23 protein-coding genes are annotated in these 22,647 nt (G+C 61.8%); 7 read left to right on the forward strand and 16 right to left on the reverse strand.

The window, feature by feature from the left end:
• The first annotated feature begins 118 nt into the window (after positions 1-118).
• The 4 genes from fumC to ACR3EL_RS08590 are packed head-to-tail and all read left to right on the forward strand — an operon-like array spanning position 119 to position 2,570.
• On the forward strand, positions 119-1,513 hold the full coding sequence (fumC, locus tag ACR3EL_RS08575) for a class II fumarate hydratase (RefSeq protein WP_170338715.1): 1,395 nt from the start codon (positions 119-121) through the stop codon (positions 1,511-1,513).
• Positions 1,513-1,689: a DUF4169 family protein gene (locus ACR3EL_RS08580; RefSeq protein ID WP_170338717.1), complete on the forward strand. Its 177-nt coding sequence runs from the start codon at positions 1,513-1,515 to the stop codon at positions 1,687-1,689. Before fumC ends, ACR3EL_RS08580 begins: the two co-directional genes overlap by 1 nt.
• Complete coding sequence (locus ACR3EL_RS08585) at positions 1,686-1,916, forward strand: ribbon-helix-helix domain-containing protein (protein ID WP_170338719.1); 231 nt, start codon at positions 1,686-1,688, stop codon at positions 1,914-1,916. Before ACR3EL_RS08580 ends, ACR3EL_RS08585 begins: the two co-directional genes overlap by 4 nt.
• Before the next feature lie 51 nt (positions 1,917-1,967).
• On the forward strand, positions 1,968-2,570 hold the full coding sequence (locus ACR3EL_RS08590) for a DNA-3-methyladenine glycosylase I (protein ID WP_170338721.1): 603 nt from the start codon (positions 1,968-1,970) through the stop codon (positions 2,568-2,570).
• A gap of 2 nt (positions 2,571-2,572) precedes the next feature.
• Here ACR3EL_RS08590 and ACR3EL_RS08595 read toward each other — a convergent pair whose 3' ends face one another.
• The 4 genes from ACR3EL_RS08595 to ACR3EL_RS08610 form a co-directional block, all read right to left on the reverse strand.
• Positions 2,573-3,454, reverse strand: coding sequence for a fructose bisphosphate aldolase (locus ACR3EL_RS08595; RefSeq protein WP_170338723.1), 882 nt, complete (start codon positions 3,452-3,454; stop codon positions 2,573-2,575).
• Between the two features lie 72 nt (positions 3,455-3,526).
• Positions 3,527-4,876, reverse strand: coding sequence for a cytochrome P450 (locus ACR3EL_RS08600; RefSeq protein ID WP_480721193.1), 1,350 nt, complete (start codon positions 4,874-4,876; stop codon positions 3,527-3,529).
• Positions 4,873-6,147, reverse strand: a complete 1,275-nt coding sequence (locus ACR3EL_RS08605; protein WP_480721195.1) for a hypothetical protein — start codon at positions 6,145-6,147, stop codon at positions 4,873-4,875. Before ACR3EL_RS08605 ends, ACR3EL_RS08600 begins: the two co-directional genes overlap by 4 nt.
• Positions 6,148-6,225: 78 nt before the next feature.
• The gene (locus ACR3EL_RS08610) at positions 6,226-6,978 is read right to left on the reverse strand and encodes a cytochrome c biogenesis CcdA family protein (protein ID WP_170338729.1); all 753 of its coding nucleotides are present in this window, start codon (positions 6,976-6,978) and stop codon (positions 6,226-6,228) included.
• A gap of 105 nt (positions 6,979-7,083) precedes the next feature.
• Between ACR3EL_RS08610 and ACR3EL_RS08615 the strand changes: the two genes are divergently transcribed.
• Complete coding sequence (locus tag ACR3EL_RS08615) at positions 7,084-7,323, forward strand: sulfurtransferase TusA family protein (RefSeq protein ID WP_170338731.1); 240 nt, start codon at positions 7,084-7,086, stop codon at positions 7,321-7,323.
• Between the two features lie 38 nt (positions 7,324-7,361).
• Here the strand turns inward: ACR3EL_RS08615 and ACR3EL_RS08620 are convergent, their stop codons facing one another.
• From ACR3EL_RS08620 to purC, 7 genes are all read right to left on the reverse strand, one after another.
• The gene (locus tag ACR3EL_RS08620) at positions 7,362-10,064 is read right to left on the reverse strand and encodes a ribonuclease E/G (protein WP_170368408.1); all 2,703 of its coding nucleotides are present in this window, start codon (positions 10,062-10,064) and stop codon (positions 7,362-7,364) included.
• Positions 10,065-10,567: 503 nt separating this feature from the next.
• Entirely contained in the window at positions 10,568-11,902 is a 1,335-nt protein-coding gene (locus ACR3EL_RS08625; protein ID WP_093961984.1) for a sigma-54-dependent transcriptional regulator, read from the reverse strand.
• 13 nt (positions 11,903-11,915) lie between these two features.
• Complete coding sequence (locus ACR3EL_RS08630) at positions 11,916-13,688, reverse strand: sensor histidine kinase (RefSeq protein WP_093961983.1); 1,773 nt, start codon at positions 13,686-13,688, stop codon at positions 11,916-11,918.
• Between the two features lie 36 nt (positions 13,689-13,724).
• Positions 13,725-14,393, reverse strand: coding sequence for a phosphoribosylformylglycinamidine synthase subunit PurQ (purQ, locus tag ACR3EL_RS08635; RefSeq protein WP_170338735.1), 669 nt, complete (start codon positions 14,391-14,393; stop codon positions 13,725-13,727).
• A gap of 34 nt (positions 14,394-14,427) precedes the next feature.
• Positions 14,428-14,658, reverse strand: a complete 231-nt coding sequence (gene purS, locus ACR3EL_RS08640; RefSeq protein WP_093961981.1) for a phosphoribosylformylglycinamidine synthase subunit PurS — start codon at positions 14,656-14,658, stop codon at positions 14,428-14,430.
• 127 nt (positions 14,659-14,785) lie between these two features.
• Entirely contained in the window at positions 14,786-15,454 is a 669-nt protein-coding gene (locus ACR3EL_RS08645; RefSeq protein WP_170338737.1) for a MarC family protein, read from the reverse strand.
• A gap of 147 nt (positions 15,455-15,601) precedes the next feature.
• Positions 15,602-16,357, reverse strand: coding sequence for a phosphoribosylaminoimidazolesuccinocarboxamide synthase (gene purC / locus ACR3EL_RS08650; RefSeq protein ID WP_170338739.1), 756 nt, complete (start codon positions 16,355-16,357; stop codon positions 15,602-15,604).
• A gap of 188 nt (positions 16,358-16,545) precedes the next feature.
• On the opposite strand from purC, the gene ACR3EL_RS08655 reads away from it, so the two are divergent.
• Both ACR3EL_RS08655 and bmt read left to right on the forward strand, forming a co-directional pair.
• Entirely contained in the window at positions 16,546-16,863 is a 318-nt protein-coding gene (locus ACR3EL_RS08655) for a DUF1476 domain-containing protein (RefSeq protein ID WP_170338741.1), read from the forward strand.
• Between the two features lie 118 nt (positions 16,864-16,981).
• Complete coding sequence (gene bmt, locus ACR3EL_RS08660; protein WP_480721200.1) at positions 16,982-17,995, forward strand: betaine--homocysteine S-methyltransferase; 1,014 nt, start codon at positions 16,982-16,984, stop codon at positions 17,993-17,995.
• A 3-nt stretch (positions 17,996-17,998) separates the two neighbouring features.
• On the opposite strand, the gene ACR3EL_RS08665 is transcribed toward bmt, so the two are convergent.
• The 5 genes from ACR3EL_RS08665 to ACR3EL_RS08685 all read right to left on the reverse strand — a co-directional run bounded on the left by ACR3EL_RS08665 (position 17,999) and on the right by ACR3EL_RS08685 (position 22,519).
• The gene (locus tag ACR3EL_RS08665) at positions 17,999-18,775 is read right to left on the reverse strand and encodes an enoyl-CoA hydratase-related protein (RefSeq protein WP_093961976.1); all 777 of its coding nucleotides are present in this window, start codon (positions 18,773-18,775) and stop codon (positions 17,999-18,001) included.
• A gap of 71 nt (positions 18,776-18,846) precedes the next feature.
• The gene (locus tag ACR3EL_RS08670) at positions 18,847-19,302 is read right to left on the reverse strand and encodes a cytochrome c-type biogenesis protein (protein ID WP_170338745.1); all 456 of its coding nucleotides are present in this window, start codon (positions 19,300-19,302) and stop codon (positions 18,847-18,849) included.
• Positions 19,299-21,263, reverse strand: coding sequence for a heme lyase CcmF/NrfE family subunit (locus ACR3EL_RS08675; RefSeq protein WP_170339458.1), 1,965 nt, complete (start codon positions 21,261-21,263; stop codon positions 19,299-19,301). Before ACR3EL_RS08675 ends, ACR3EL_RS08670 begins: the two co-directional genes overlap by 4 nt.
• Before the next feature lie 75 nt (positions 21,264-21,338).
• Entirely contained in the window at positions 21,339-21,917 is a 579-nt protein-coding gene (locus tag ACR3EL_RS08680; RefSeq protein ID WP_170338747.1) for a holin family protein, read from the reverse strand.
• Complete coding sequence (locus ACR3EL_RS08685; RefSeq protein ID WP_170368402.1) at positions 21,908-22,519, reverse strand: holin-associated N-acetylmuramidase; 612 nt, start codon at positions 22,517-22,519, stop codon at positions 21,908-21,910. The genes ACR3EL_RS08680 and ACR3EL_RS08685 overlap by 10 nt, the downstream gene beginning before the upstream one ends.
• Between the last annotated feature and the right edge of the window lie 128 nt (positions 22,520-22,647).

Below are 22,647 nucleotides of genomic sequence, written 5' to 3' on the forward strand. Positions count from 1 at the left end.
CACACCGCATGGCTATACCTTTTTTGCCCTTCGGACTAAGGTGCGCGCAACTGGCCGATTGCACCATAGCTTTGCTGCGGTTAAACGGCATGCGACTGCATACCAGACGGAGTGACAGATGTCTCAGACCCGCACCGAATCCGACAGTTTTGGCCCGCTCGAGGTTCCTGCCGACAAGTATTGGGGGGCGCAGACGCAGCGCTCGATCATGAACTTCCCCATCGGATGGGAGAAGCAGCCCGTCGCCATCGTGCGCGCGCTGGGCGTGGTCAAGAAGGCCTGCGCCATGCAGAACAAGGCCACCGGCAAGCTGGACGCACGCATCGCCGACGCCATCATCCAGGCCGCCAGCGAGGTGATCGAGGGCAAGTTCGACGACAATTTCCCTCTGGTCGTCTGGCAGACCGGATCGGGCACCCAGTCGAACATGAACGCCAACGAGGTCATCGCGAACCGCGCGATCGAGATCCTGGGCGGCGTGATCGGCTCGAAGGATCCGGTGCACCCGAACGATCACTGCAATATGGGGCAATCGTCGAACGACACCTTCCCCACCGCAATGCATATCGCCACTGCAATGAGCGTGCGTGACGTGCTGCTGCCGGGGCTGGAGAAGCTGGCCGCCGGGCTCGAGCAAAAGTCCGAGGAATTCAAGGACATCATCAAGATCGGCCGCACCCACACTCAGGACGCGACTCCGCTGACCCTGGGCCAGGAATTCAGCGGCTATGCCCATCAGATCCGTCAGGGCATCGCCCGCGTGAGCGCCGCCATGCCCGGCATCTACGAGTTGGCACAAGGCGGCACCGCCGTCGGTACCGGGCTGAACACCCAGAATGGCTGGGCCGAGGCCGTTGCCGCCAACATGGCCGAAATCACCGGCCTGCCCTTCGTCACAGCGCCCAACAAATTCGAGTCGCTGGCCGCTCATGACGCCATGGTGTTCCTGTCGGGCGCCTTGGCCACCGTTGCGGGCAGCTGCTACAAGATCGCCAACGACATCCGCTTCCTCGGCTCGGGTCCGCGCTCGGGTCTGGGTGAACTGATCCTGCCGGAGAACGAGCCCGGCTCGTCGATCATGCCGGGCAAGGTCAACCCGACCCAAGCCGAGGCGCTGACCCAGGTCGCCGCCCACGTGATGGGCAACGACGCTGCGATCAAGTTCGCTGGCAGCCAGGGCCATTTCGAGCTGAACGTCTACAACCCGATGATGGCCTACAACCTGCTGCAGTCGATCCAGCTGCTGGGCGACGCAACGGACAGCTTTACCGAGCGTATGCTGCTGGGCACCAAGGCCAACGAGGCGCGCATCGACAAGCTGATGAAAGAATCGTTGATGCTGGTGACCGCCCTGGCCCCCACCATCGGCTATGACAACGCCACCACGGTCGCCAAGACTGCGCACAAGAACGGCACCACGCTGAAGGAAGAGGCCATCAAGCTGGGCTTCGTCGACGAGGCAACCTTTGACGCCGTCGTGCGCCCCGAGCAGATGATCGGGCCCAAGGACTGATGGGCAAGCCGGTCAATCTGAACCGGTATCGCAAGGAAAAGGCGCGGGCCGAGAAAAAGGCCCGCGCCGACCGGAACGCGGCGGCGTTCGGGCGCAGCAAGGCGGACAAACAGCTGGACAAGGCCCGTGCCAACAAAGCCCGCCGCGATCTGGACAATCACGAGCTGGATGAATGAGCGGCCCGCCCGTCAAACGCTCGCTGACCCTCAAGGGGCACCGCACTTCGGTTTCGCTTGAGGACGAGTTCTGGCAGGCGTTTCGGGACATCGCCAAGGCAAAAGGTCTACCTATCAATGTTTTGGCCTCGGAAATTGATGTCGCGCGCGACCCTGAGACTGGATTGGCGTCGGCCATTCGTGTCTTTGTTCTGAACTGGTACCGGTCACCCCATCGCAGCCCTTGATCTGATCCCCGTCGGTGTCTAGGCTGGTGGTGAACAAAAGGGGTACATTCGATGCGCGAACTCGTGACCGGGCCGGATGGCCAACCGCGATGCGGCTGGTGTCAGGCCGCGCCGGAGTTTTTTGACTATCACGACAATGAATGGGGTTATCCGGTAGGTGACGACCAGCGCCTGTTCGAGAAACTCTGCCTTGAGAGTTTTCAGTCTGGCCTCAGCTGGCGCACCATTCTGGCCAAGCGCGAGAACTTCCGGAAAGCCTTTTCCGATTTTGATTTCAACGTGATGGCCGGTTTTTCTGATGCAGACGTTGAACGCCTGCTGCAAGATTCCGGCATCATCCGCCATCGCGGCAAGATCGAGGCGGTGATCAACAACGCCCGCCGCGCACAGGAGCTGGTGGCCGAAACCGGCTCTCTGGCGGCCTATGTCTGGCGGTTCGAGCCCGAGACCCCTCCTGCGCCGCAGACGGCCTCGACTTCGCCCGAGTCGGTTGCCATGTCCAAGGATCTGAAAAAGCGCGGGTGGAAATTTGTCGGCCCCACCACGGTGTTTGCCTTCATGCAGGCGATGGGGCTGGTGAATGACCACGCCACCGGCTGCGCCATGCGCGAAAAAGCGGCGCAGATGCGCCGCTCGTTCATCAAACCGGTCTGACCTCAGACCGAGGCGCGATAGATCTTGTCGATATTGCTGCCCAGGGCCGCGTTGAACTCGGCATCCGATTGCTGTTTCGACAGCCCCTCGGTCAGCGCGCGCGAGAAAGAGGCGATCATCTTGCCGTTCTGCGCCAGCAGGTCACAGGCCTCGTCGGTCGAATAGCCGCCCGACAACGCCACCACCCGCAGAACACGCGGATGATCGGCGGCCTCGTCATACAGATTGGCCTTGCTGGGCAGGGTCAGTTTCAGCATGACGTCCTGCCCCTCGCCCAACTCGTCGAGGTTCTTGAGGATTTCGGCTTTCAGGATCTCTTCGGCTTCGGCCTTGGTGTCCGACTTGATGTTCACCTCGGGCTCGATGATCGGAACCATGCTGGTGGCGATCACCTCGCGGGCCACGTCGAATTGCTGTTTCACCACGGCGGCGATGCCCTCGGCATTGGCCTCGTGGATGACCGAGCGTTCCTTGGTGCCGAACACGCCTTCGGCCTTGGCCAGCGTCTCGGCCAGGCCCGGGATGGGCTTCATCAGTTGTACGCCGTTTGCGGTGTCTTCCAGCCCCTTGTCGATCTTGAGGAACGGCACGATGCCTTTGACCGACCACAGGTAATCGGCCACCTTGCGACCGTCGATTTCCTCGCCCAAGGTGCGTTCGAACAGGATCGCGCCGATCACCTTGTCGCGGGTGAAGTCGTCGGCCAGGATGATCCGGGCGCGCATCTTCTGGATCTCGGCAAACATCTCCTCGTCCGAGCCATAGTCGGACGGCTGCACGCCATACAGCGCCAGCGCCTTGGGCGTCGAGCCGCCGCTCTGATCCAGAGCCGCGATGAAGCCTGCACCGTTGATCATCTGTTCGCGCTGTTCAGCCTTGGACATAACACTTTCCCGTTCAGTAATGATTCCGCTTTTCCAATCGCATACAGCATGGCGCGGGCCGATGATAGTTTGTTAGCGCTCAACCACGCGCAGCCAGATTCCGTGGCGCGACCGGACCGTCAGATGCGCCACCGGGACCGGCGTGCGGGCCTCGACAGGTTCGAACCGGTACCGCCGCAGCAGGGTCGACAGGATCAACGGCCCCTCGACCATCGCAAACCCCGCCCCGGTGCAGACGCGCGGCCCGGCCGAAAACGGGATGAAGGCCGCCCGCTGACAGGCCTTGCCGTTTTCGGTCGCCCAACGGGACGGGTCAAAGCCGTCGGGGTCCTCCCACAGCCGTTCATGCCGGTGCAGGTGCCATGGGCTGAGCACGATCTGAGCGCCCTTGGGCACGTCGCGGTCGCGGAAGCGTTCGGGGCATGTGGCCTCGCGCACCATCATCGGGACCGGGGGATAGAGGCGCAGCGCCTCGCGGAACACATCGCGGCTGATGCGCAGTCTGGACATGCTGGCAAAACTGATTTCATCCTGCGCGCGGGCTTCCTCGGCCACGCGGTCCTGCCAGTCAGGATAGGCGGCCATCAGGTACAGCGTCCATGCCAGGGCCGAGGCGCTGGTCTCGTGCCCGGCCAGAAAGAAGATGGCCACCTGATCGATCATCTCATCGGTATCGAAACACTGCCCGGTCAGGGGGTCGGACGTGGTCATGATCTTGGTGGCCAGATCGTCGGGCGCGGCGCCGGCGGCGATCTGCGCGGCCCGCTCGCGGGTCAGGCGGGCGATCAAGGCGCGGATTTCAGCCGCCGCACGGCGGGTCTTGCGCGGGTGGAACCGAGGCACCCAGCCGGGCAGCGGCACGAAAGCCGCAAGGTTCAGCAGAGGTTGCTGCCGCTGATAGGCGCGGAACTTCTCGAACACCTGCGCGGCGATTTCGTGCTCGATCGGCACCGAGAACAAGGTGCGAAAGATCACGTCGGCGGCGGCATGGCTGGTAACCTCTTCGATCTCGACCGGCACGCCCGTCCTGTCGCGCAGGCGATCGGCGCAAGCCTCGGCCGAGGCCAGCATCGCGGGAAAGGTCTGTTTCAGCCGCCCGCCCTCGAAGGCCGGATCGATGATGCGGCGTTGGCGCTCCCAGGTCGCGCCGTTGGTCAGGAATACCGATTGGCCTAGCAGGGGCCGCAGGCCTTCGCTGATCCGGCCGGATTTCGGGAAATCCTGAGGACGGTGTTTCAGAACCCGGTCGATCAGCTCGGGCTGGTTGATCAGGTAGGACCGGAAGAACGGGGTGCGGAACTCGGCCATCCAGGCGCGGTACAGGCGTTGTGGCTGGGCCGACAGGATGTCACGCCGGAACAGGAGCAGGTATTGCCACAGAGATACCTTGTCCGGTCTGGCGGGCGGCTTGGGCGGGGTCATGCGCGCACCGTCCGGTACTTGGACACCGCCCGCTCGATCCGCGATTTCGACGGCGCCCGCCCGGCGAACCGAGCGCCCAGTGTCAGCGGGCCGGCCGTGATGCGGAAATAGTCATAGTCGCTAGGCCGGTCGAACGCGCAAAGATACTGGAAATGCAAACGGAAGAACCGCCAGCGCAGCGCGGCCCAACGTTCGGGCGACAGGGTTTGAGTAAAAGCGGCTGACAGAACCAGCGGCCAACGCTTGCCCGGCCCGGCAACCCCGCTGACCGCAACCGGATCACATAGGGCAAAGGCGCAGCCATCCCCGGGTGCCGAGACATCGACCCATGTCAACCGCTCGGTCTGCGACAGCAATTGCAGGTCGGACCGCAACCGATCGGACCGCGGCAGGAACGACACCATCGGCACCACCTGCCCCAATGTCAGGAACGACAGGACCGGGCCATCCGGTGGCACCTCGCCCCGCCGCAGCAGGTCGGCCAGAACCGAAACCCCCAGATGGGCGCCGGAACTGTGGCCCACCACCAGAACCTCATCGACGGGCGACCGTAGCGCTGCCGCAATAGTGGCACGGAATTCGTCCAGCCGAGCCTGCAACTCGGGCGGCGTTTCTCCCCGCAGCCGCGCAGAATAGGCATAGTCGTGCATCAGGTAATAGGCGAACAGGCGGTTGTCGATCTTTCGGAACCAGCGCAAGACCCACCAGCCCGCCAACACGCCAATAGCCAGGCTGAGATACATCCGCACCGCAAAATAGGGACCGAACAGCGCGGGTCCTTCCACAGCTTCAACCAACCAATGCATCGCGGACTCGGACAACATTGCCACACCGTAGAAGACCAATCCCGCCAGCGCCAACTGCCCCAGCAACATCGCCACCGGATAGAGTGCGGCGATCACCGGTCCTTTGCGCAGCCGCATCAGCCGCCACAGCGTGCCAGTCGAGATGTAGATCGAGGCCGTGCACAGCAGTTGCCAGTAGGTCGCCGGGATCGAGCTGTCCATGCTGTCGCGCACGATGTCGGACCAGACCAGAACCTCGACATCCGTATCTACTTCGGCCCCGTCCTGCTCCGACCGGACGTGCCAGCCATAGGGGCCATCGCCCGTCTTGGCCGAGACCTCCAACCGATACCCGGAAATCGCTGACTGCGCGCGCCCCTCTTTCCGATAGAGTTCGCGATAGCGGCGGGGATGGATCGGATCATAGCCGGGGATATAGAACACCCGGCGTCGTTGTACCCCAGATTGCGGAACCTGACTGCTCATGCCTTTGCCCTTGTTGCGGGCAGGTTAGCGCAGCGATGTGGCCAAGGTAAGGCCCGATCATCGCGACCGGGCGCCGCGTCAGCCCAGAGTGGCCAATGCCGGGAACGTCTCAAGCAGCCACCAGCTGAACTCGGTGAACAGACCCGTCACCAGCATGATGCCGACGACCAGCAACAAGCCACCCATGACTTTTTCGATCGTTCCCATATGCGGTTTCAGCTTGTTCATCACCGCCATCGACCGGTTCAGGAACATCGCAGCCAGCAGGAACGGTATGCCCAGACCCGCCGCGTAGACGCCCAGCAATAGCGTGCCCCGCGCCACCGAGGCCTCGGACGCGGCCAGCGACAGAATCGCGCCAAGCTGGGGGCCGATGCAAGGGGTCCAGCCGAATGCGAAAGCCAACCCCAGGATGTAAGCCCCGAAGACCGAGCCGCCGGAGTCCCCGGTTTCGAGCCGCGCTTCGCGGTCCAGGATCGGAATTCGGAACACGTTCAGGAAATGCAGGCCGAACACGATCACCACCAGACCCGAGGCCTTGGCGAACAGTTCCTGGTTCTGCAGCACGAATGCGCCGAAGGCCGAGGCCGTGAAGCCCAGCAGCAGGAACACCGTCGACAGTCCAAGAACGAAGAACAGCGCTGACAGAGTCGCCTTGCGCCGGGCTTGCGCCTGATCTTGCATCTCGTGGATGGTCACGCCGCTCATATAGGCCAGATAGGGCGGCACGATCGGCAAAACGCAGGGCGACAGAAAGCTGATCAACCCGCCGACCAGCGCGATGAACATGGCGGGCAGCAGCCCCGCGTCGATGATATCGATTCCGAACATGCCACTGCACATATGATATCCAATGGGGCGCGTCACGGGGCCATTCGGTCACATCCTCGTGGTTGCCGGCTGGACAGCCGTGCACGGTGCAAATATCTGAGAGCCATGACACAAGAAGCCGAAACACTGGATGCATTGGGCCTGCTGTGCCCCCTGCCCGTCCTGAAAGCCCGCAAACGGCTCAAGGCCATGCCTGCGGGTTCCTTACTCCGGGTCCTTGCCGACGATCCGGCCGCAATCGTCGATGTGCCTCATTTCTGCTCGGAGTCCGGGCACGAGCTGATCGGGATGGAAGAAGCTGCGGATCACCACGTCTATCTCATTCGGAAAAACGGCGGGGCCTGAAAGAAAAAAGGCGGACAATACTGTCCGCCTTTGTTGTCTTATTGGCCCAGAGACCACCAACCGCGCCGCTTGGGCTTGGCCGGGGACGGCTCGGGTTCTTCCGCTACCGTCTCAAGCACCGGCTCTGCTGTGTCCTCGGCTTTTTCTTCTGTTGCCGCTTCCGGCGCTTCCGCCACGGGCCCGGCATCGGGCGTTTCGACTTCTGCCGCTACCTCGGGCTCACTCGCTTCGACCGGCTCCTCAGCTTGCGCTTCGGGGGCATTGTCCTCAGCAGGGGACGCCTCTTCGGCAGGCGTTTCTGCAGCAACCTGAACCGCTTCCTCGGCCACCTCGGGTTCCGGCGCGGCGGCCTCTTCAACCTCGGCCGTCTTCTTGCGGCGCGGTGCCCGACGTTTTTTGGGCTTGGCCGGTTTTTCCTCGGCCTGCTCCGCTTCACCCTCGGTCACGTTTTCAGCACCAGCTTCTGCGGCCTCAGCCGGAGCGGATTCAGGCTCAGCGGTCTTTTCCGTCCCGAGGTCCTCAGGTTGCACCTCAGTGCTCGCCTTGTCTTCCACAGCTTCGTCAGAAGTGGTTGCCTCCGATTGCTCGCCGTTACCGCCGTTCTTCTTGCGGCGACGCCGGCGGCGCTTGCGCTTCGGCTTGGCTTCCTCTTCCGCCTGTTCCGGCTCGACGGCGCTGTCCTCAACCTCGTCCTCGGAATCCACCAGATCCATCAGGGATGCCGTCGCGGACACCACCGGCGCAGACGCTTCGGGAACGATCCGGCTGGCCGTCTTGAACTTTTCCATCGAGAAATCAGGGCTGACCAGATGAATGTCACCTTCGATCCGAACCGACAGGCCATAGCGGGCCTCGATCTGCGCGATATGCTCGCGCTTCTGGTTCATCAGGAAGTTGGCAATGCTGACCGGACACCGCACCAGCACCTCGCGCGAACGGCGGCGTGTTCCTTCCTCTTCAATCTGACGCAGGATCGACAACGCCATGTTGTCATCCGAGCGGATCAGACCGGTGCCATGGCAGGACGGGCAAGGCTGTGTGGTTGCCTCAAGCATTCCTGGGCGCAGGCGCTGGCGGCTCATCTCCAGCAGGCCAAAGCCCGAGATCCGTCCGACCTGAATACGGGCCCGATCGGTCTTCAGCTTGTCCTTCAGGCGCTTTTCGACCGCCAGGTTGTTCTTGCGCTCGTCCATGTCGATGAAGTCGATGACGATCAGACCGGCCAGGTCGCGCAGGCGCAGCTGGCGTGCAACCTCCTCGGCGGCTTCCAGGTTGGTCTTCAGCGCGGTTTCCTCGATCGAGCCTTCCTTGGTGGCCCGGCCCGAGTTCACGTCGATGGCAACCAACGCCTCGGTCACACCGATCACGATATATCCGCCCGATTTCAGCTGGACCGTCGGGTTGAACATCCCCGCCAGATAGCTTTCCACCTGATAGCGCGCGAACAGCGGCAACTGATCCTCGTACCGCTTCACGTTCTTGGCGTGCGACGGCATGATCATCTTCATGAAGTCTTTGGCGATGCGGTAGCCACCTTCGCCTTCGACCAGAACCTCGTCGATGTCCCGATTGTAAAGATCACGGATCGACCGCTTGATCAGGTCGCCTTCCTCGTAGATCTTTGCAGGAGCGATCGATTTGAGCGTCAGTTCGCGGATCTGCTCCCACAGGCGCTGCAGGTATTCGTAGTCGCGCTTGATCTCGGACTTGGTACGCTTGGCACCGGCTGTACGGATGATCAGACCAGCGCCCGTAGGCACGTCGATCTCGGATGCTATTTCCTTGAGCTTCTTGCGGTCCGCGGCGTTGGTGATCTTGCGGCTGATGCCACCCCCGCGCGCGGTGTTCGGCATCAACACACAATACCGGCCGGCCAGCGACAGGTAAGTGGTCAGCGCGGCACCCTTGTTGCCACGTTCTTCCTTGACGACCTGCACCAACAGAACCTGGCGCACCTTGATGACTTCCTGAATCTTGTAGCGGCGCGGGCGTGGTTTGCGCGGAGGACGGATGTCCTCGCTGTCATCATCATCCGCAACCGACTCGATGGTGTCATCCTTGGCAGCCGCATCCGGCTTGGCCTCATCAGCTTCGGCGTCTGTGTCGTCGGCTAGATCTGCGTCGGGCTCGTCTGCTTCGACGGGTTCCGCGGGTGCGGCGTCGACTTCGGCTTCGGCCGTTTCGTCCGCCGGTTCGTCACTCGCGTCTTCACTCGGCTCTTCGACCGGAGTTTCAGCGACCGTCTCCATCGGAGACGTGCCTTCGGGCACATCCTGATCAGCGGCCTCTTCCTCAAGCAGGTCGATGGTTTCCATGCCTGTCGGCTCGGCGGATACGTCCAGCGTTTCGACCGGATCGTCCGTCTTGACCTCTGCCGCTTTCGAGCGCGACCGCGAGCGGCGCTTCTTGGGCTTGGATTCTTCGGCCTCGTCCCGCGCCTTCATTGCCTCGGCATAGGCGCGCTCTTCCTCCATCAGGGCTTCGCGGTCTGCGACCGGAATCTGATAGTAGTCCGGATGGATTTCCGAGAACGCAAGGAAGCCATGCCGGTTCCCGCCATAGTCAACAAAGGCCGCCTGCAGCGAAGGTTCGACGCGCGTTACTTTTGCCAGGTAGATGTTGCCAGCAAGCTGGCGTTTGTTTTCGGATTCAAAATCGAACTCCTCGACCTTGTTTCCGTCCACCACCACGACGCGGGTCTCCTCCGCGTGGGTGGCATCGATAAGCATTTTCTTTGCCATGTGTCCTTGGTGCACCGCGCCAAACGCGTTGTCCTGACCTGTCCAGGCGGACAGGCGCATCTGGGGTGGTGTCTTGTCTGGGCGATTACGGACGGCGCACGGCAGGGATCGGCGCTGTGGCCCCCTGCCCGTATACTCAATCGTAGCGCGCGCGTCATCGCGGTTCTTCTCCGACAGGCGCGAACACGCCGCTGCCTGCCCATTATTCCTTTCGCCCGAAGTTCGGGCTCAGGTACTCTACTGCCCCGTAACGGGGCACAATCGGTCTGCTTGGCCGGGCGGGAAAGGTCACCACCTGCAGCAAAGCAGCGAAACTCAATGATTCGGGACATTCAGGCACAAAAATGCGCCTGACCCGTCCCGGTACAATAAAAGCAGTCCTGTGGAAAACACAATGGGCAAACTGCAAAGGAGCCCGATCTACAGACAGGTCGGGCATCCTCTGGCTTCAAATTTCCCGGGTGTACTTTGGCCAGAAGGCCAACAGGGATTGCCCCCCTCGCCTACAGATAGTCCGCCCGTTGCAACCCGTACTTGGCCATTTTTTCATTCAAAGTTCGGCGCGGCAGGCAAAGTTCCTCCATCACCGAGGCGATAGATCCCTTGTGGCGCCGCATTGTGTTGTCGATCAGCATCCGTTCGAACGCCTCAACGTATTCCTTCAGCGGCTTACCCTCGGTGGTCATCACCGGCTGCATCTCTTCGTGATCGGACATCAACAGTGACGCGATGGTGCCCGAACCGCGCCGCGACTGCAGAACCGCGCGTTCGGCGATGTTGATCAACTGGCGCACGTTGCCCGGCCACGGGGCCTGCAGCAGCTGCGCGGCCTCCTGGGCACTGACTTGCGGCGCCTCACAACCATATTCCTCGGCAAACTGCTCGCTCAGCCGGGTGAACAGCGTCAAGATATCCTCGCCTCTCTGCCGCAGCGGCGGCATGGTGATCCGCAGCGCCGCCAGCCGGTAAAACAGATCGGGCCGCAGCACGTCCTCGCTGGTCTTGCCAGCTTCCTGCAGGTTCGAGATCGCAACGATCCGGGTTTCTGCCGGCGTTCCCTGCTCGTTCATCACGCTCAGCAACCGCGCCTGCAGCGTGTCGCTCAGCGCCTCGATGTCCTCCAGCACCAGAGTGCCACCGCGGGCTTCCTCGATGGCGGGCAACTGCGTGTCCTCGGGCATCATGGGCCCGAACAGCCGCTTGGCCAGCGCCTCTTCTTCCAGCGCGGCACAGGAGACCAGAACGAATTTCTTGCCCGCCCGGCTGCCCACTGCATGCAGCGCGTGCGCCACCAGGGTCTTGCCGGTGCCGGTTTCGCCGTCGATCAGCACATGCCCGTCGGCCTGGCCCAGGTCCAGAATATCCTCACGCAGGCGCTCCATCACCGGGCTGGCGCCGATCAGCTTGTTCATGATCTGCGTGCCGCCCGACAGCTCGCGCCGCAGCGCACGGTTGTCCAGCGTCAGCCGCCGCGCGTTGCTGGCGCGTTTGGCCAATTCCGACATCCGATCGGGGTTGAATGGCTTTTCAAGAAAGTCGAACGCCCCCACCCGCATCGCCTCGACCGCCATCGGCACGTCTCCGTGACCGGTAATCATGATCACCGGCAAGGTGCTGTCGGCGCCCATCAGCTTCTTCAACAGCTGAATACCATCCATGCCGGGCATCTTGATGTCCGAGATCACGATCCCCGGGTAATCCGGCCCCAGAACCTTCAGCGCATCCTCGGCGCTGGCGAAGGTTTCGGTGTCATAGCCGGACAGCGCCAACCATTGGCTGATCGACTGGCGCATGTCCTGTTCATCATCCACGATGGCAATTTTCATGGCCTGTGCCATAGGTACGTCCTCGTTATTCTGCGGCCTCAAGGCCGTCATGTCCCAAAATGGGCAGTTGCATCTCGAATACCGCGCCGCCGTTCTGGCCGTTGCGCGCAGTCAGCCGTCCGCCATGGTCGTTCACGATCCCGGACGAGATGGCAAGACCCAAGCCGACCCCGTCTCCGGGCCGCTTGGTGGTGTAGAACGGCTCGAACAGGTTCTCGATATCCTCGATCCCGTGGCCATTGTCGCGCACCGCCAGCACGGCGGTCTCACCTGCGGCCAGAATGATCTCGACCTCTGGCTCTGCAACAGATTTGGTGGCGTCTAGCGCGTTTCGCAACAGGTTGACCATAACCTGTTCGATCCTCATCCGATCTCCCATCACGATCACCGGCTCTTCGGGCAGAATCTGGGTGATCTTGACCTGCCTCTGACGCAGCTGCGGTTCCATCATTGACAGGGATGAGGCCAACGCCTCCCCAAGATTTACGGGCGAAAACGCGTCCGCACCCTTCCGGGCATAAGACTTGAGCTGCCGCGTGATCGCGCCCATCCGCTCGATCAGACCGTCGATCCGACCAAAGCTGGCCAGCGCCTCTTCGGGGCGGTTTCGGCGCAGCAACAGCCGCGCGCCCGCCAGATAGGTCTTCATCGCCGCCAACGGCTGGTTCAACTCGTGACTGACGGCCGCCGACATCTCGCCCAGGGCTGCCAACTTCGAGCTTTGCGCCAGCGTCTGTTCCGCCACTTCCAGCGTCTTTTCAACCCGTTCGCGTTCGGCGATTTCGCGCTGCAGCCTTGCGTTCAATGCGCGAAGCTCCGCCGACTCGCGTTGGAACAGCGCCATGCGGAACGTGGCCCTGCGGCTCAGTGCATAGAAGGTCAGCGCCAGGAGAATCGCAAACCCCATGATCTCGAGCGCCAGCACGCTGTTCACCTTTTCGCGGATCGAGGAATAGGTCGTGAACGAGGTCATCTTCCAGCCGCGGAACGGGATGCGGGTCTCCATCCGCATCACGGCCTCGCCCGCAACATAGGCGTCCGGTGGCAAGGCCGTCCAATCGGTAGTCGCCCGAATTGCGCGCTGGATGGCACCCTGCGGATGCTGCCGCAACAACGCCTCTGTCTCGTTCAGGCCGCGCCACTGGGGTTCGGTGGACAGAATGATCGTTCCGGTGCTGTCAGTCACCATGACCGCGTCCGAGATCCCGGCCCATGCGTTCTCGAACTTGCGCAGATCAACCTCGACCACGATCACGCCCAGAATTTCCGACCCGGCCTCGATCCTGCGGGAATAGAGAAAGCCATAACTGCCGGTCTCGCGCGCAATCTCCGAAAAGATCGTTGCGTTCGACCTGACGGCATTCACGAAATACGGGTCACTTCGATGGGACTCGCCCAGTCGATTGCGGTCTGTTGCGGCAACGACCCGACCATCCCGATCCAGCAGCATCAGCGACGCGGCCCCGATTTCCTCAACAAAGGACAAAAGCCGCTGCGTCGACAGGGAAAAATCGGCTGACTGCAAGGCCGAGATCAAGGTCGGGTCCCGGGCCAGCAATTGTGGAACGATGGCGTTTCGACGCAATTCGCTCAGCAGGTTGCCGGAATAAAGGGCCAGACGCAGTTCAGCCCTGTTACGGGTCGATTCCGTGAACCGATTTGTCAGCAGGCTGTTGGTGACCCAGACCGTTGCCGCAGCAGCAACCAGCAACACGAACACGGCCAGCCGCAGGCGCCACCCCAAAGGGGCACCGCGGCCAAATAGATTTGTCCAGCCAGATTGCGCGTCGGAACTCATGCTCCGAAGCTACGCTTCCGCGCCCACGACCTCAAGTCACGCAGGTGTAAGCACACCCGACAATGCGCGGAAGAGCGCCACTCCGTCGGTGCCGCCATGCGCCTCGTCCGCCGCCCGCTCGGGGTGGGGCATCATGCCCAGCACGCGCCGGTTGAGCGACAAGATCCCTGCAATATCCCCGCGCGAGCCGTTGGGGTTGTCGGTATAGTTGAAGGCGATCCGATCCTCGTCCCGCAGGCGGGCAATGGTTTCGTCATCAGCGAAGTAGTTGCCATCGTGATGCGCGATCGGAATCTGAATCACGTCTCCGGCGTTGTAGCCCTGAGTAAAGGCGCTTTCGCTGGTCGCAACCTTCAGCCCGACGGTTCGACAGATGTATTTCAAGCCGGCATTGCGCAGCAGCGCGCCCGGCAGAATGCCGGTCTCGGTCAGGATCTGGAACCCGTTACAGATGCCGATGGCATAGCCGCCCCGTTCGGTGTGTTCGACCACCGCCTTGCAGATTGGGGACTGCGCAGCAATCGCACCGCAGCGCAGGTAATCGCCGTAGGAAAACCCGCCCGGCACGCCCACGATGTCCACGCTCTGCGGCAGTTGGGCATCCTTGTGCCAGACCATGTCGACCTGAAAACCGGCCTGCTCAAAGGCGACGGCAAGATCCCGGTCACAGTTGGACCCCGGAAAAACGACAACCGCTGCGCGCATGGGAAACCCTCCTTGGGGATGACGGTCAGAGAACTCAGACCAGTTCGATCTCGTAACGCTCGATGACCGTGTTGGCCAACAGCTTCTCGCACATTTCGGCCACATCGGCCTCGGTTGCGCCATCGGCCAGTTCCAGGTCAATCACCTTGCCCTGCCGCACGCCCTGCACCTTGTCGAACCCCAGTGCGCCCAATGCGTGGCGCACAGCCTCGCCTTGAGGGTCCAGAACCCCGTTCTTGAGCATTACGTGCACCCGTGCCTTCATCGTCGCAACTCCACCTGTGGCCCGCCGCGCCGGGCCTGTTCCGTTGCGCGGGGGATAGCGCGACTGACCGCGCAGAACAAGCCTTGTGATGCGGTCGAATGACCGCAGGCGGTTCATCTTGAGGAAATCAATTGACCACGCTGCCGGTCAGACCGGGATAATGTGCATCAACCGCGTTGAAGATGCCGGTTAGAACCATTTCGACAGCCACGGCAACCAGCAGGATCGCCATGATCCGGGTCAGCACATTGATCATCGTCTCACCCACAAGACGCGAGATGCTGTCGGCAAACAACAGGCCGAGCCCGACGATGAAACAGGCGATCAGGATCGCCGAACCAAGGGTCACCAGTTCGGCCCCATCGGACAGTTGATGCGAGAACACGATCGTTACGGCAATCGTCCCCGGGCCGATTGTCAACGGGATCGCCAGCGGAACAACGGCAAAGTTCAATTTGCGCGCGTGACCATCGACCACCGCGGCCTGATCGCCCGGCGCCCTGTCTTGCGCGTTCAGCATCGACATGCCGATCCCGAAAATAATCAGCCCGCCAGCCACGCGAAACGATGGAACGTCGATCCCGAAGACAGCCAACACCTCTTCGCCGATTGCAACTGAGATCAGCGCGATCACCGTCACCGAGGCCATCACGATCATGGCTACCCTGCGCCGTTCGGCAGGTGTGCAGTCGCGCGTCATGCTCAGGAAGATCGGGATGTTGTAGAGCGGGTTGAATATGGCCAGCACGGCCGCCAGAAATTTCAGGAAAACCGCTTGATCGAACAACGCGCTCATTCAGTGTGCCACCTTGGTTAGCGGACCGGGTTGGTCGGTCAACCCGAAGATGCGTGACGGGGGCCTGACGTGTCAAACCCGCAATGAAAAATGCGCCGCTCCGAATAGGAGCAGCGCATCCTTGTTAGGCCCTGCCAGTCGGCGCGATCAGTTGATCAGGGTGGGCTTGCTCACGTTGCTTTTCGGCAGAACGCCCAGGCGGCGGGCGACCTCGGAATAGGCATCGGTCAAGCTGCCCAGATCGCGACGGAATACGTCCTTGTCCAGTTTCTGACCGGTCTCGATATCCCACAGTCGGCAGCTGTCCGGGCTGATCTCATCAGCGATGATCAGGCGCTGGAAGTCACCTTCGTAGACGCGCCCGATCTCGATCTTGAAGTCGACCAGACGAATACCCACGGCCAGCATCACGCCGCTCATGAAGTCGTTCACCCGCAGCGCCAGGCTGAGGACGTCGTCCATATCCTGCTGGCTGGCCCAGCCAAAGGCGGCGATGTGCTCTTCGGTCACAAGCGGATCACCCAGCGAGTCGTCCTTGTAGCAGTATTCCACGATCGGACGCGGCAGCTGCGTACCTTCGGCGATGCCCAGCCGTTTCGACAGCGACCCGGCGGCATAGTTGCGGACGATCACCTCCAGCGGGATGATCTCGCAGCTGCGGACCAGCTGTTCGCGCATATTCAGGCGGCGGATGAAATGGGTCGGCACGCCAATCTGATTCAGACCGGTCATGAAGAATTCGCTCAGGCGGTTGTTCAGAACACCCTTGCCGTCGATCACGTCTTTCTTTTCCGCATTGAACGCGGTGGCGTCATCTTTGAAATACTGCACGATCGTGCCCGGTTCCGGGCCTTCGTACAGGATCTTGGCCTTGCCTTCGTAAATCTTCTTGCGACGCGCCATGTGCGACCTTTCCAGGCTGGGGCGAGGGAATGAGTCCCATCGCGTTGGCGCTCTCATAGTGCAAGCCCCCCTTTCCCGCAAGTTCATGCATCCGAGAGGCTTTGACGCAGCGCAAATACCTTGCACCCAGCATCGCGTATGGTCATATCATCAGGAAACACACTTTTACTTGAAGAGGCCCAAAACCCATGACCACGTTCGACGAACGCGAAAACGCCTTTGAAGCAAAATTCGCCCATGACGAAGAAATGCAGTTCAAGGCACAAGCCCGTTGCAACAAGCTGCTGGGCCTGTGGGCTGCGGAAAAGATGGGCAAAAGCGGCGACGATGCCGCCGAATATGCAAAATCCGTCGTGATCGCCGATTTCGAAGAGGCCGGCCACGAGGACGTGGTGCGCAAGGTCGCCGCCGATCTGGGCGATCTGTCCAGCCCCGAGGAAATCCGCGCCAAGATGGCGGAACTGCTGCCCGAGGCCAAAGCTCAGGTGATGAGCGAAGCCAACTGAGGCATGCCGCCCACCTCATGATCTTCATGAGTATTATGAATTTGATTTGACGTCCCGGTCATGCGACACGGGGCGTCTAAATTTTTGGCCTTTGGGGCCACAACTCCGGACATCTCCAATGACCAACGCGCTGACCAGATTGCTGGAAACGAAGGACGCCATTCTTGCCGATGGCGCCACCGGAACGAACCTGTTCAACATGGGGCTACAATCGGGTGACGCGCCCGAGCTGTGGAACACCGACCAGCCCGACAAGATCCGCGCCCTGTATCAGGGGTCGGTGGATGCAGGCAGCGACCTGTTCCTGACCAATACGTTCGGCGGAACGGCTGCACGTCTGAAGCTGCACGACGCCCACACCCGCGTGGCCGAGTTGAACCGCATCGGCGCCGAACTGGCGCGCGAGGTGGCGGATGCCGCCGGACGCCCGGTGGTGGTTGCGGGCTCGGTCGGTCCGACCGGTGAAATCCTGGAACCTGTGGGCAGCCTGACCCATGCCGAGGCGGTCGAGATGTTCCACGAACAGGCCGAGGCGCTGAAAGCCGGCGGCGTCGACGTGCTGTGGGTAGAAACGATCAGCGCGCCGGAGGAATTCCGCGCCGCGGCCGAGGCTTTTGCCCTGGCCGACATGCCTTGGTGCGGTACCATGAGCTTTGACACCGCCGGGCGCACCATGATGGGCGTGACCTCGGCAGATCTGGCGCAACTGGTCGAAACCCTGCCCAACCCGCCGATCGCCTTTGGCGCCAACTGCGGCACCGGCGCGTCTGACATCCTGCGCACGGTTCTGGGTTTTGTGGCTCAGGGAACCGAACGCCCCCTGATCTCCAAGGGCAATGCGGGCATTCCGAAATATGTTGATGGCCACATCCACTATGACGGCACGCCCGAACTGATGGGCCGTTACGCAGCCATGGCGCGGGATTCAGGTGCGACCATTATTGGTGGTTGCTGCGGAACGATGCCAGCGCACCTGCGTGAGATGCGCAAGGCACTGGACACTGAACTTCGTGGCGCCCGTCCGTCGCTCGAGCAAATTACTGCAGTCCTTGGGCCTTTCTCGTCGGCCAGTGACGGAACCGGGGACGAGGCGATGCCCGAACGGCGCGCGCGTCGCCGCCGCCGGGCCTGATGGTCAGCGCCCCTCGAACCGGGGGGCGCGTTTTTCGAGAAATGCCACCACGCCTTCGGCGAAGTCACGGGTGCGCCCACATTCTCCCTGCAGGTGCGCCTCGGTCGCCAGTTGTTGCGGCAAGGTGTTTTCGTAGGTGCCTCTCATCGCCTTTTTGATCGCGGCAAAGCCCGCAGTCGGCCCTTTGGCCAGGTACTCGGCGCGCTTGCGCCAGTGCGCGGCGAATTCATCGTCGGCAACCGCCTCGTAGATCATGCCCCATTGGTCGGCCTGACGCGCAGAAATCTTGTCGGCGAACAGGGCCGCACCCATGGCTTTGGCCAGACCCATTTGGCGCGGCATGAACCACGTCCCGCCGGCGTCCGGCAAAAGACCGATCCGGGCAAAGGCTTGCAGGAAATAGGCGCTTTCGGTCGCAATGACCACATCGGCACACAGGGCTAGGTTGGCCCCTGCCCCCGCCGCGGGACCGTTCACGGCCGCGATCGTCGGCACCGGACAATCATGAACAGCTTCCAGCATCGGTTCGTATTCGTCGCGCAGCGCGCGTTCCAAATCGATCTTGCCAGTGCTGGACGCATCGCCCAGATCCTGGCCGGAGCAAAACGCCGGACCCGCGCCCGTCAGAACGATTGCACGCGCGTCATGAGCGGCTTTTTTCATCGCATGGGTAATCTCGGCGCGCATTTTCGTCGTAAGCGCGTTCATCTTGTCCGGCCGGTTCAGCGTGACCACAGCCAGACCGTCCGTGATGTCCAAAAGCACCGTTTCGTATTCCATGAAGTCCTCACATGCGCAGAATTTCCCGAACCCTGACGCAAATGCCGCGCAAGGGAAAGGCAAACCGCACGTCAGTCTTCAAGAATCCGGCGCAGGCGCTCTTTCTCGTCGTCACTCAATCCGTCTACGGCGGAGGTCTCGTCAACCCGCGCACGACCGCGCAGGAAGTTCCACCCCAGACCCGCCGCAATCAACAGCATGGCTGGCCCTGCCAGCCACAACAGAAGGTTCGCCCCCGTGGTCGTGGGTTTGAGCAGCACGTATTCTCCGTAGCGGTCGACGATATAGGCAACCGCTTCTTCATCGGTGTCGCCCGCGACCAGCCGTTCGCGCAGCAAAATGCGCAGGTCACGGGCCAGTTCCGCGTTGCTTTCGTCGATGCTTTCGTTTCGACAGACCAGACAACGCAGGCCCGTACTGATGTCTCGTGCTCGGGCTTCGAGCGCCGGATCCTCCAGGACTTCATCCGGCTGGACCGCCATCAGCGGCGATGCCAGCAACAACAACAAAACGATCAGACGTTTCATTCCGCAGGTACCCCGCTTACCGGGGCCTTGCGCGCGCCTGCGGCCACCCGGAAGCGGCGGTCGGACAAGCTGAACAATCCGCCCAGAGCCATCAGAATGCAGCCTCCCCAAATCCAATTCGCAAGAGGTTTGATGTAAGTACGCATGACCCAGCCGCCATCGTCCTGCTGATCCCCGATGACCACGTAGACATCACGCAGAAAACGGTAGTCAATCGCAGCCTCGGTCGTGGGCATGGCGGCCACCGGATAGGTCCGTTTTTCCGGGTTCAACGTAGCTATCTCTCGACCATCTTTTTGAACCTGCACATCGGCCATGGTGGAGAAATAGTTCGGTCCCTCAACTTCGCGCACGCCGTCCAAAGTGAACGAGAAACCGCCCACGTCGAAGGTTTCCCCGATACGCGCAACACGGATGTCTTCGACCTCCCAGGCGGTCAGGCCGGCAATCGCAAAGATCGTGACCCCCAGACCGGTATGGGCGATCGCCTTGCCCCAATCCGCACCCGGCAGACGCATCAGACGCCGGAAGCCGCCGGTGCGGCCTGTACGGCTCCACAGATCGACCGCGGCGCCGAAGGTGATCCATGCGCCAAGGAACAAACCAACCGGCCCGAGCGCGCTGCGGCCCGTCTGCAGCACCCAAACCAGTACGGCCAGCGAAACGGCCAGAACAAACGCATAGCGCAGTTGCCATGCGACGCGGCCCAGCCTGCCGCGCTTCCACGGCAGCATCGAGCCCAGCGGCAATGCGATGCCCAGCACCACCATGAACGGCGTAAAGGCCGCATTGAAGAACGGTGCCCCGACCGAGAGCTTTCGGTCGAACATCATCTCGGCAACCATCGGCCACAGGGTCCCGAAGAACACGACAAAACTGCTGACAGCCAGCAGGATATTGTTCAGCACCAATGCGCTTTCACGGCTGACCATTCCGAACAGCCCCTTGGCCTCCATCGCCTGCGCCCTGGCGGCGAACAGGATCAGCGCTCCGCCGATGAACGCCACCAGAATGAACAGGATGAACACACCACGCTCAGGATCGTTTGCGAAGGCGTGAACCGACGTCAGAAGGCCCGAGCGCACGATGAAGGTGCCGATCAGAGAAAAGCCAAACGCAATGATCGCCAACAGAATGGTCCAGCTTTTCAAGGCTTCGCGCTTTTCGACCACGATGGCCGAGTGCAACAGGGCGGCGGCCAGGAGCCACGGCATGAAAGACGCGTTTTCCACAGGATCCCAGAACCAGAACCCGCCCCAACCCAGTTCGTAATAGGCCCACCAGGATCCCAACGCGATGCCGATGGTCAGGAATATCCACGCTGCCAGGGTCCACGGTCGAACCCAACGACCCCACGCCGCGTCCACCCGCCCCTCGATCAGGGCAGCGACGGCAAAGCTGAATGCCATGCTCAGGCCCACATATCCAAGGTACAGAAACGGCGGATGGAAAGCCAAACCGGGATCCTGCAGCAAGGGGTTTAGATCGCGGCCGTCAAACGGCGCCACGGGAAGCCTGTCAAACGGGTTCGACGTAAACAGGATGAAGGCGTAGAACGCCACCCCGATTGCGGCCTGCATCGCCAAGACACGGGCCTTGAGCGTGGGTGGCAAACCCTGGCCGAAAAGCGCGGCCGTTGCGCCAAAAAGCGCCACGATCAGCACCCACAACAGCATCGAGCCTTCGTGGTTTCCCCAGGTTCCGCTGATCTTATACAGCATCGGCTTCAGGGAGTGGCTGTTTTCCACCACGATCCGCAGCGAGAAATCCGAGGTCGCAAAGGCCCACACCAGCGCAGTGAAGGCAAATCCTGTCAGCAGACACTGCGCAATAGCCGCGGGCTCGGAGAACAGCATCCATGACGGCCAGCGTTTTGCGGCGCCGATCAATGGCACGACTGTCTGAACTATGGCCACCATGAAGGCCAGGATAAGGGCGAAATGTCCAAGCTCGGTAATCATGGGCACGGGTATAATCCCGCGCCCGGGCAAGCGCCAATCACTTTCGCCGCAATCAGGCGCACATAGTGTCGCGGGTCAGGCGCGCTGCAGACGCCGCCAGTCCTCCAGCGCCGGGTTGTGATCGGGGATGATCACCTGGGCCGTCAGTTCCGCATCCGGCCCCGGATCGGCGGCTCCCGGACTTTCCGCTCGCATCTCGTGAAGAGCTTGCAAGTTGGCCATGACCTGTGGCGCCCGCATCATCGTGACTGAGATATCACGCTGAAGGTCCTGAACCTTCGCTTGGTGCCGCGCTCCGAAATAGAACGACACGATGACGCCCAGTAGCCACCACAGCGGCTCGGGCACCAGCGCAATTCCCTGCATCCGCGCCGCAAACCACAGTGGATCGACCATCGCGGCCACGAACAAACCCAATGTCCCCAGCGCCAATGCAGGCCTTGGCAACCGATTCAAACCGTCCATGAAACGGTCAAACCCGCCTTTGCGAGGAACCTCGAATTCCGCGCCGAACTGGTTCATCGCTTGTCCACGCAGCGCAACAGCGCGTTCCGCACCGGCCTCCGAGTTCTCGCGAAACACCTCTGCAGTTTCGCGCACCACGTTGCGCCCACCCCCGAACAGAAGATCAAGAACACCTGCGATCAGTCCCATGCGGCTATCCTTTGCTGAAACTCGGCCATGCTCAGGTGATAGGGCGGAGATAGAAACTTCTCGGCCCGGCGGATCCAACCCCCTTTCCCACCGTTGCGGCTGCGCACGTATTTGCGCAAGGCCGGACGTCGGTCAGCCAGCCGGAAATAGTAGTTCCTTCGTGCCACCCCATACGCGTCGCGCAACACCACCGGATCGGGTTTTGCGGCCAGATCGCACGCCCCAGCCGTTCGCGGCCCCAAAACGCCATCCACGGCGAGCGAAAATCCCATCTGCACCAAAAGACGCTGCAGGATGCGCACCGCCTGTCCGCCCGCATTCACGTACATGTCGAAAAGCGTTGGCTGCAGCGCGTCGGGCACCCGTGCCAAACCAGGCTTTTGAAAGTAATGCGTGATGAAAATCGCGACAGCCTGATCCCGGCCAAGCGCCATCACGTCACGACGATCGACCGTGCCGTCACGCGTCAGGTCAAGGCCCAACCGTCGCATTGTGTGGATTGTGACACCGTATTTCGTGGCCCCTCCGGGGTCGTCCGGATCATCGACGAAGCCGCCCTCGCGGGCTACGATCTCGTTGGCAATCTGCTGAACCGACTGCATGCTGCACCTCTGTGTTCCATTGCGGCATACGGTCCGGTGAAATCCTTAAATCCATGAAATGAAGAAGGGCGCTGCACGACCAGATCACGCAACGCCCTTCAATACTCATTCAGCCAGCCTATTGATGA

Source organism: Ruegeria sp. BJ3, from assembly GCF_056535665.1.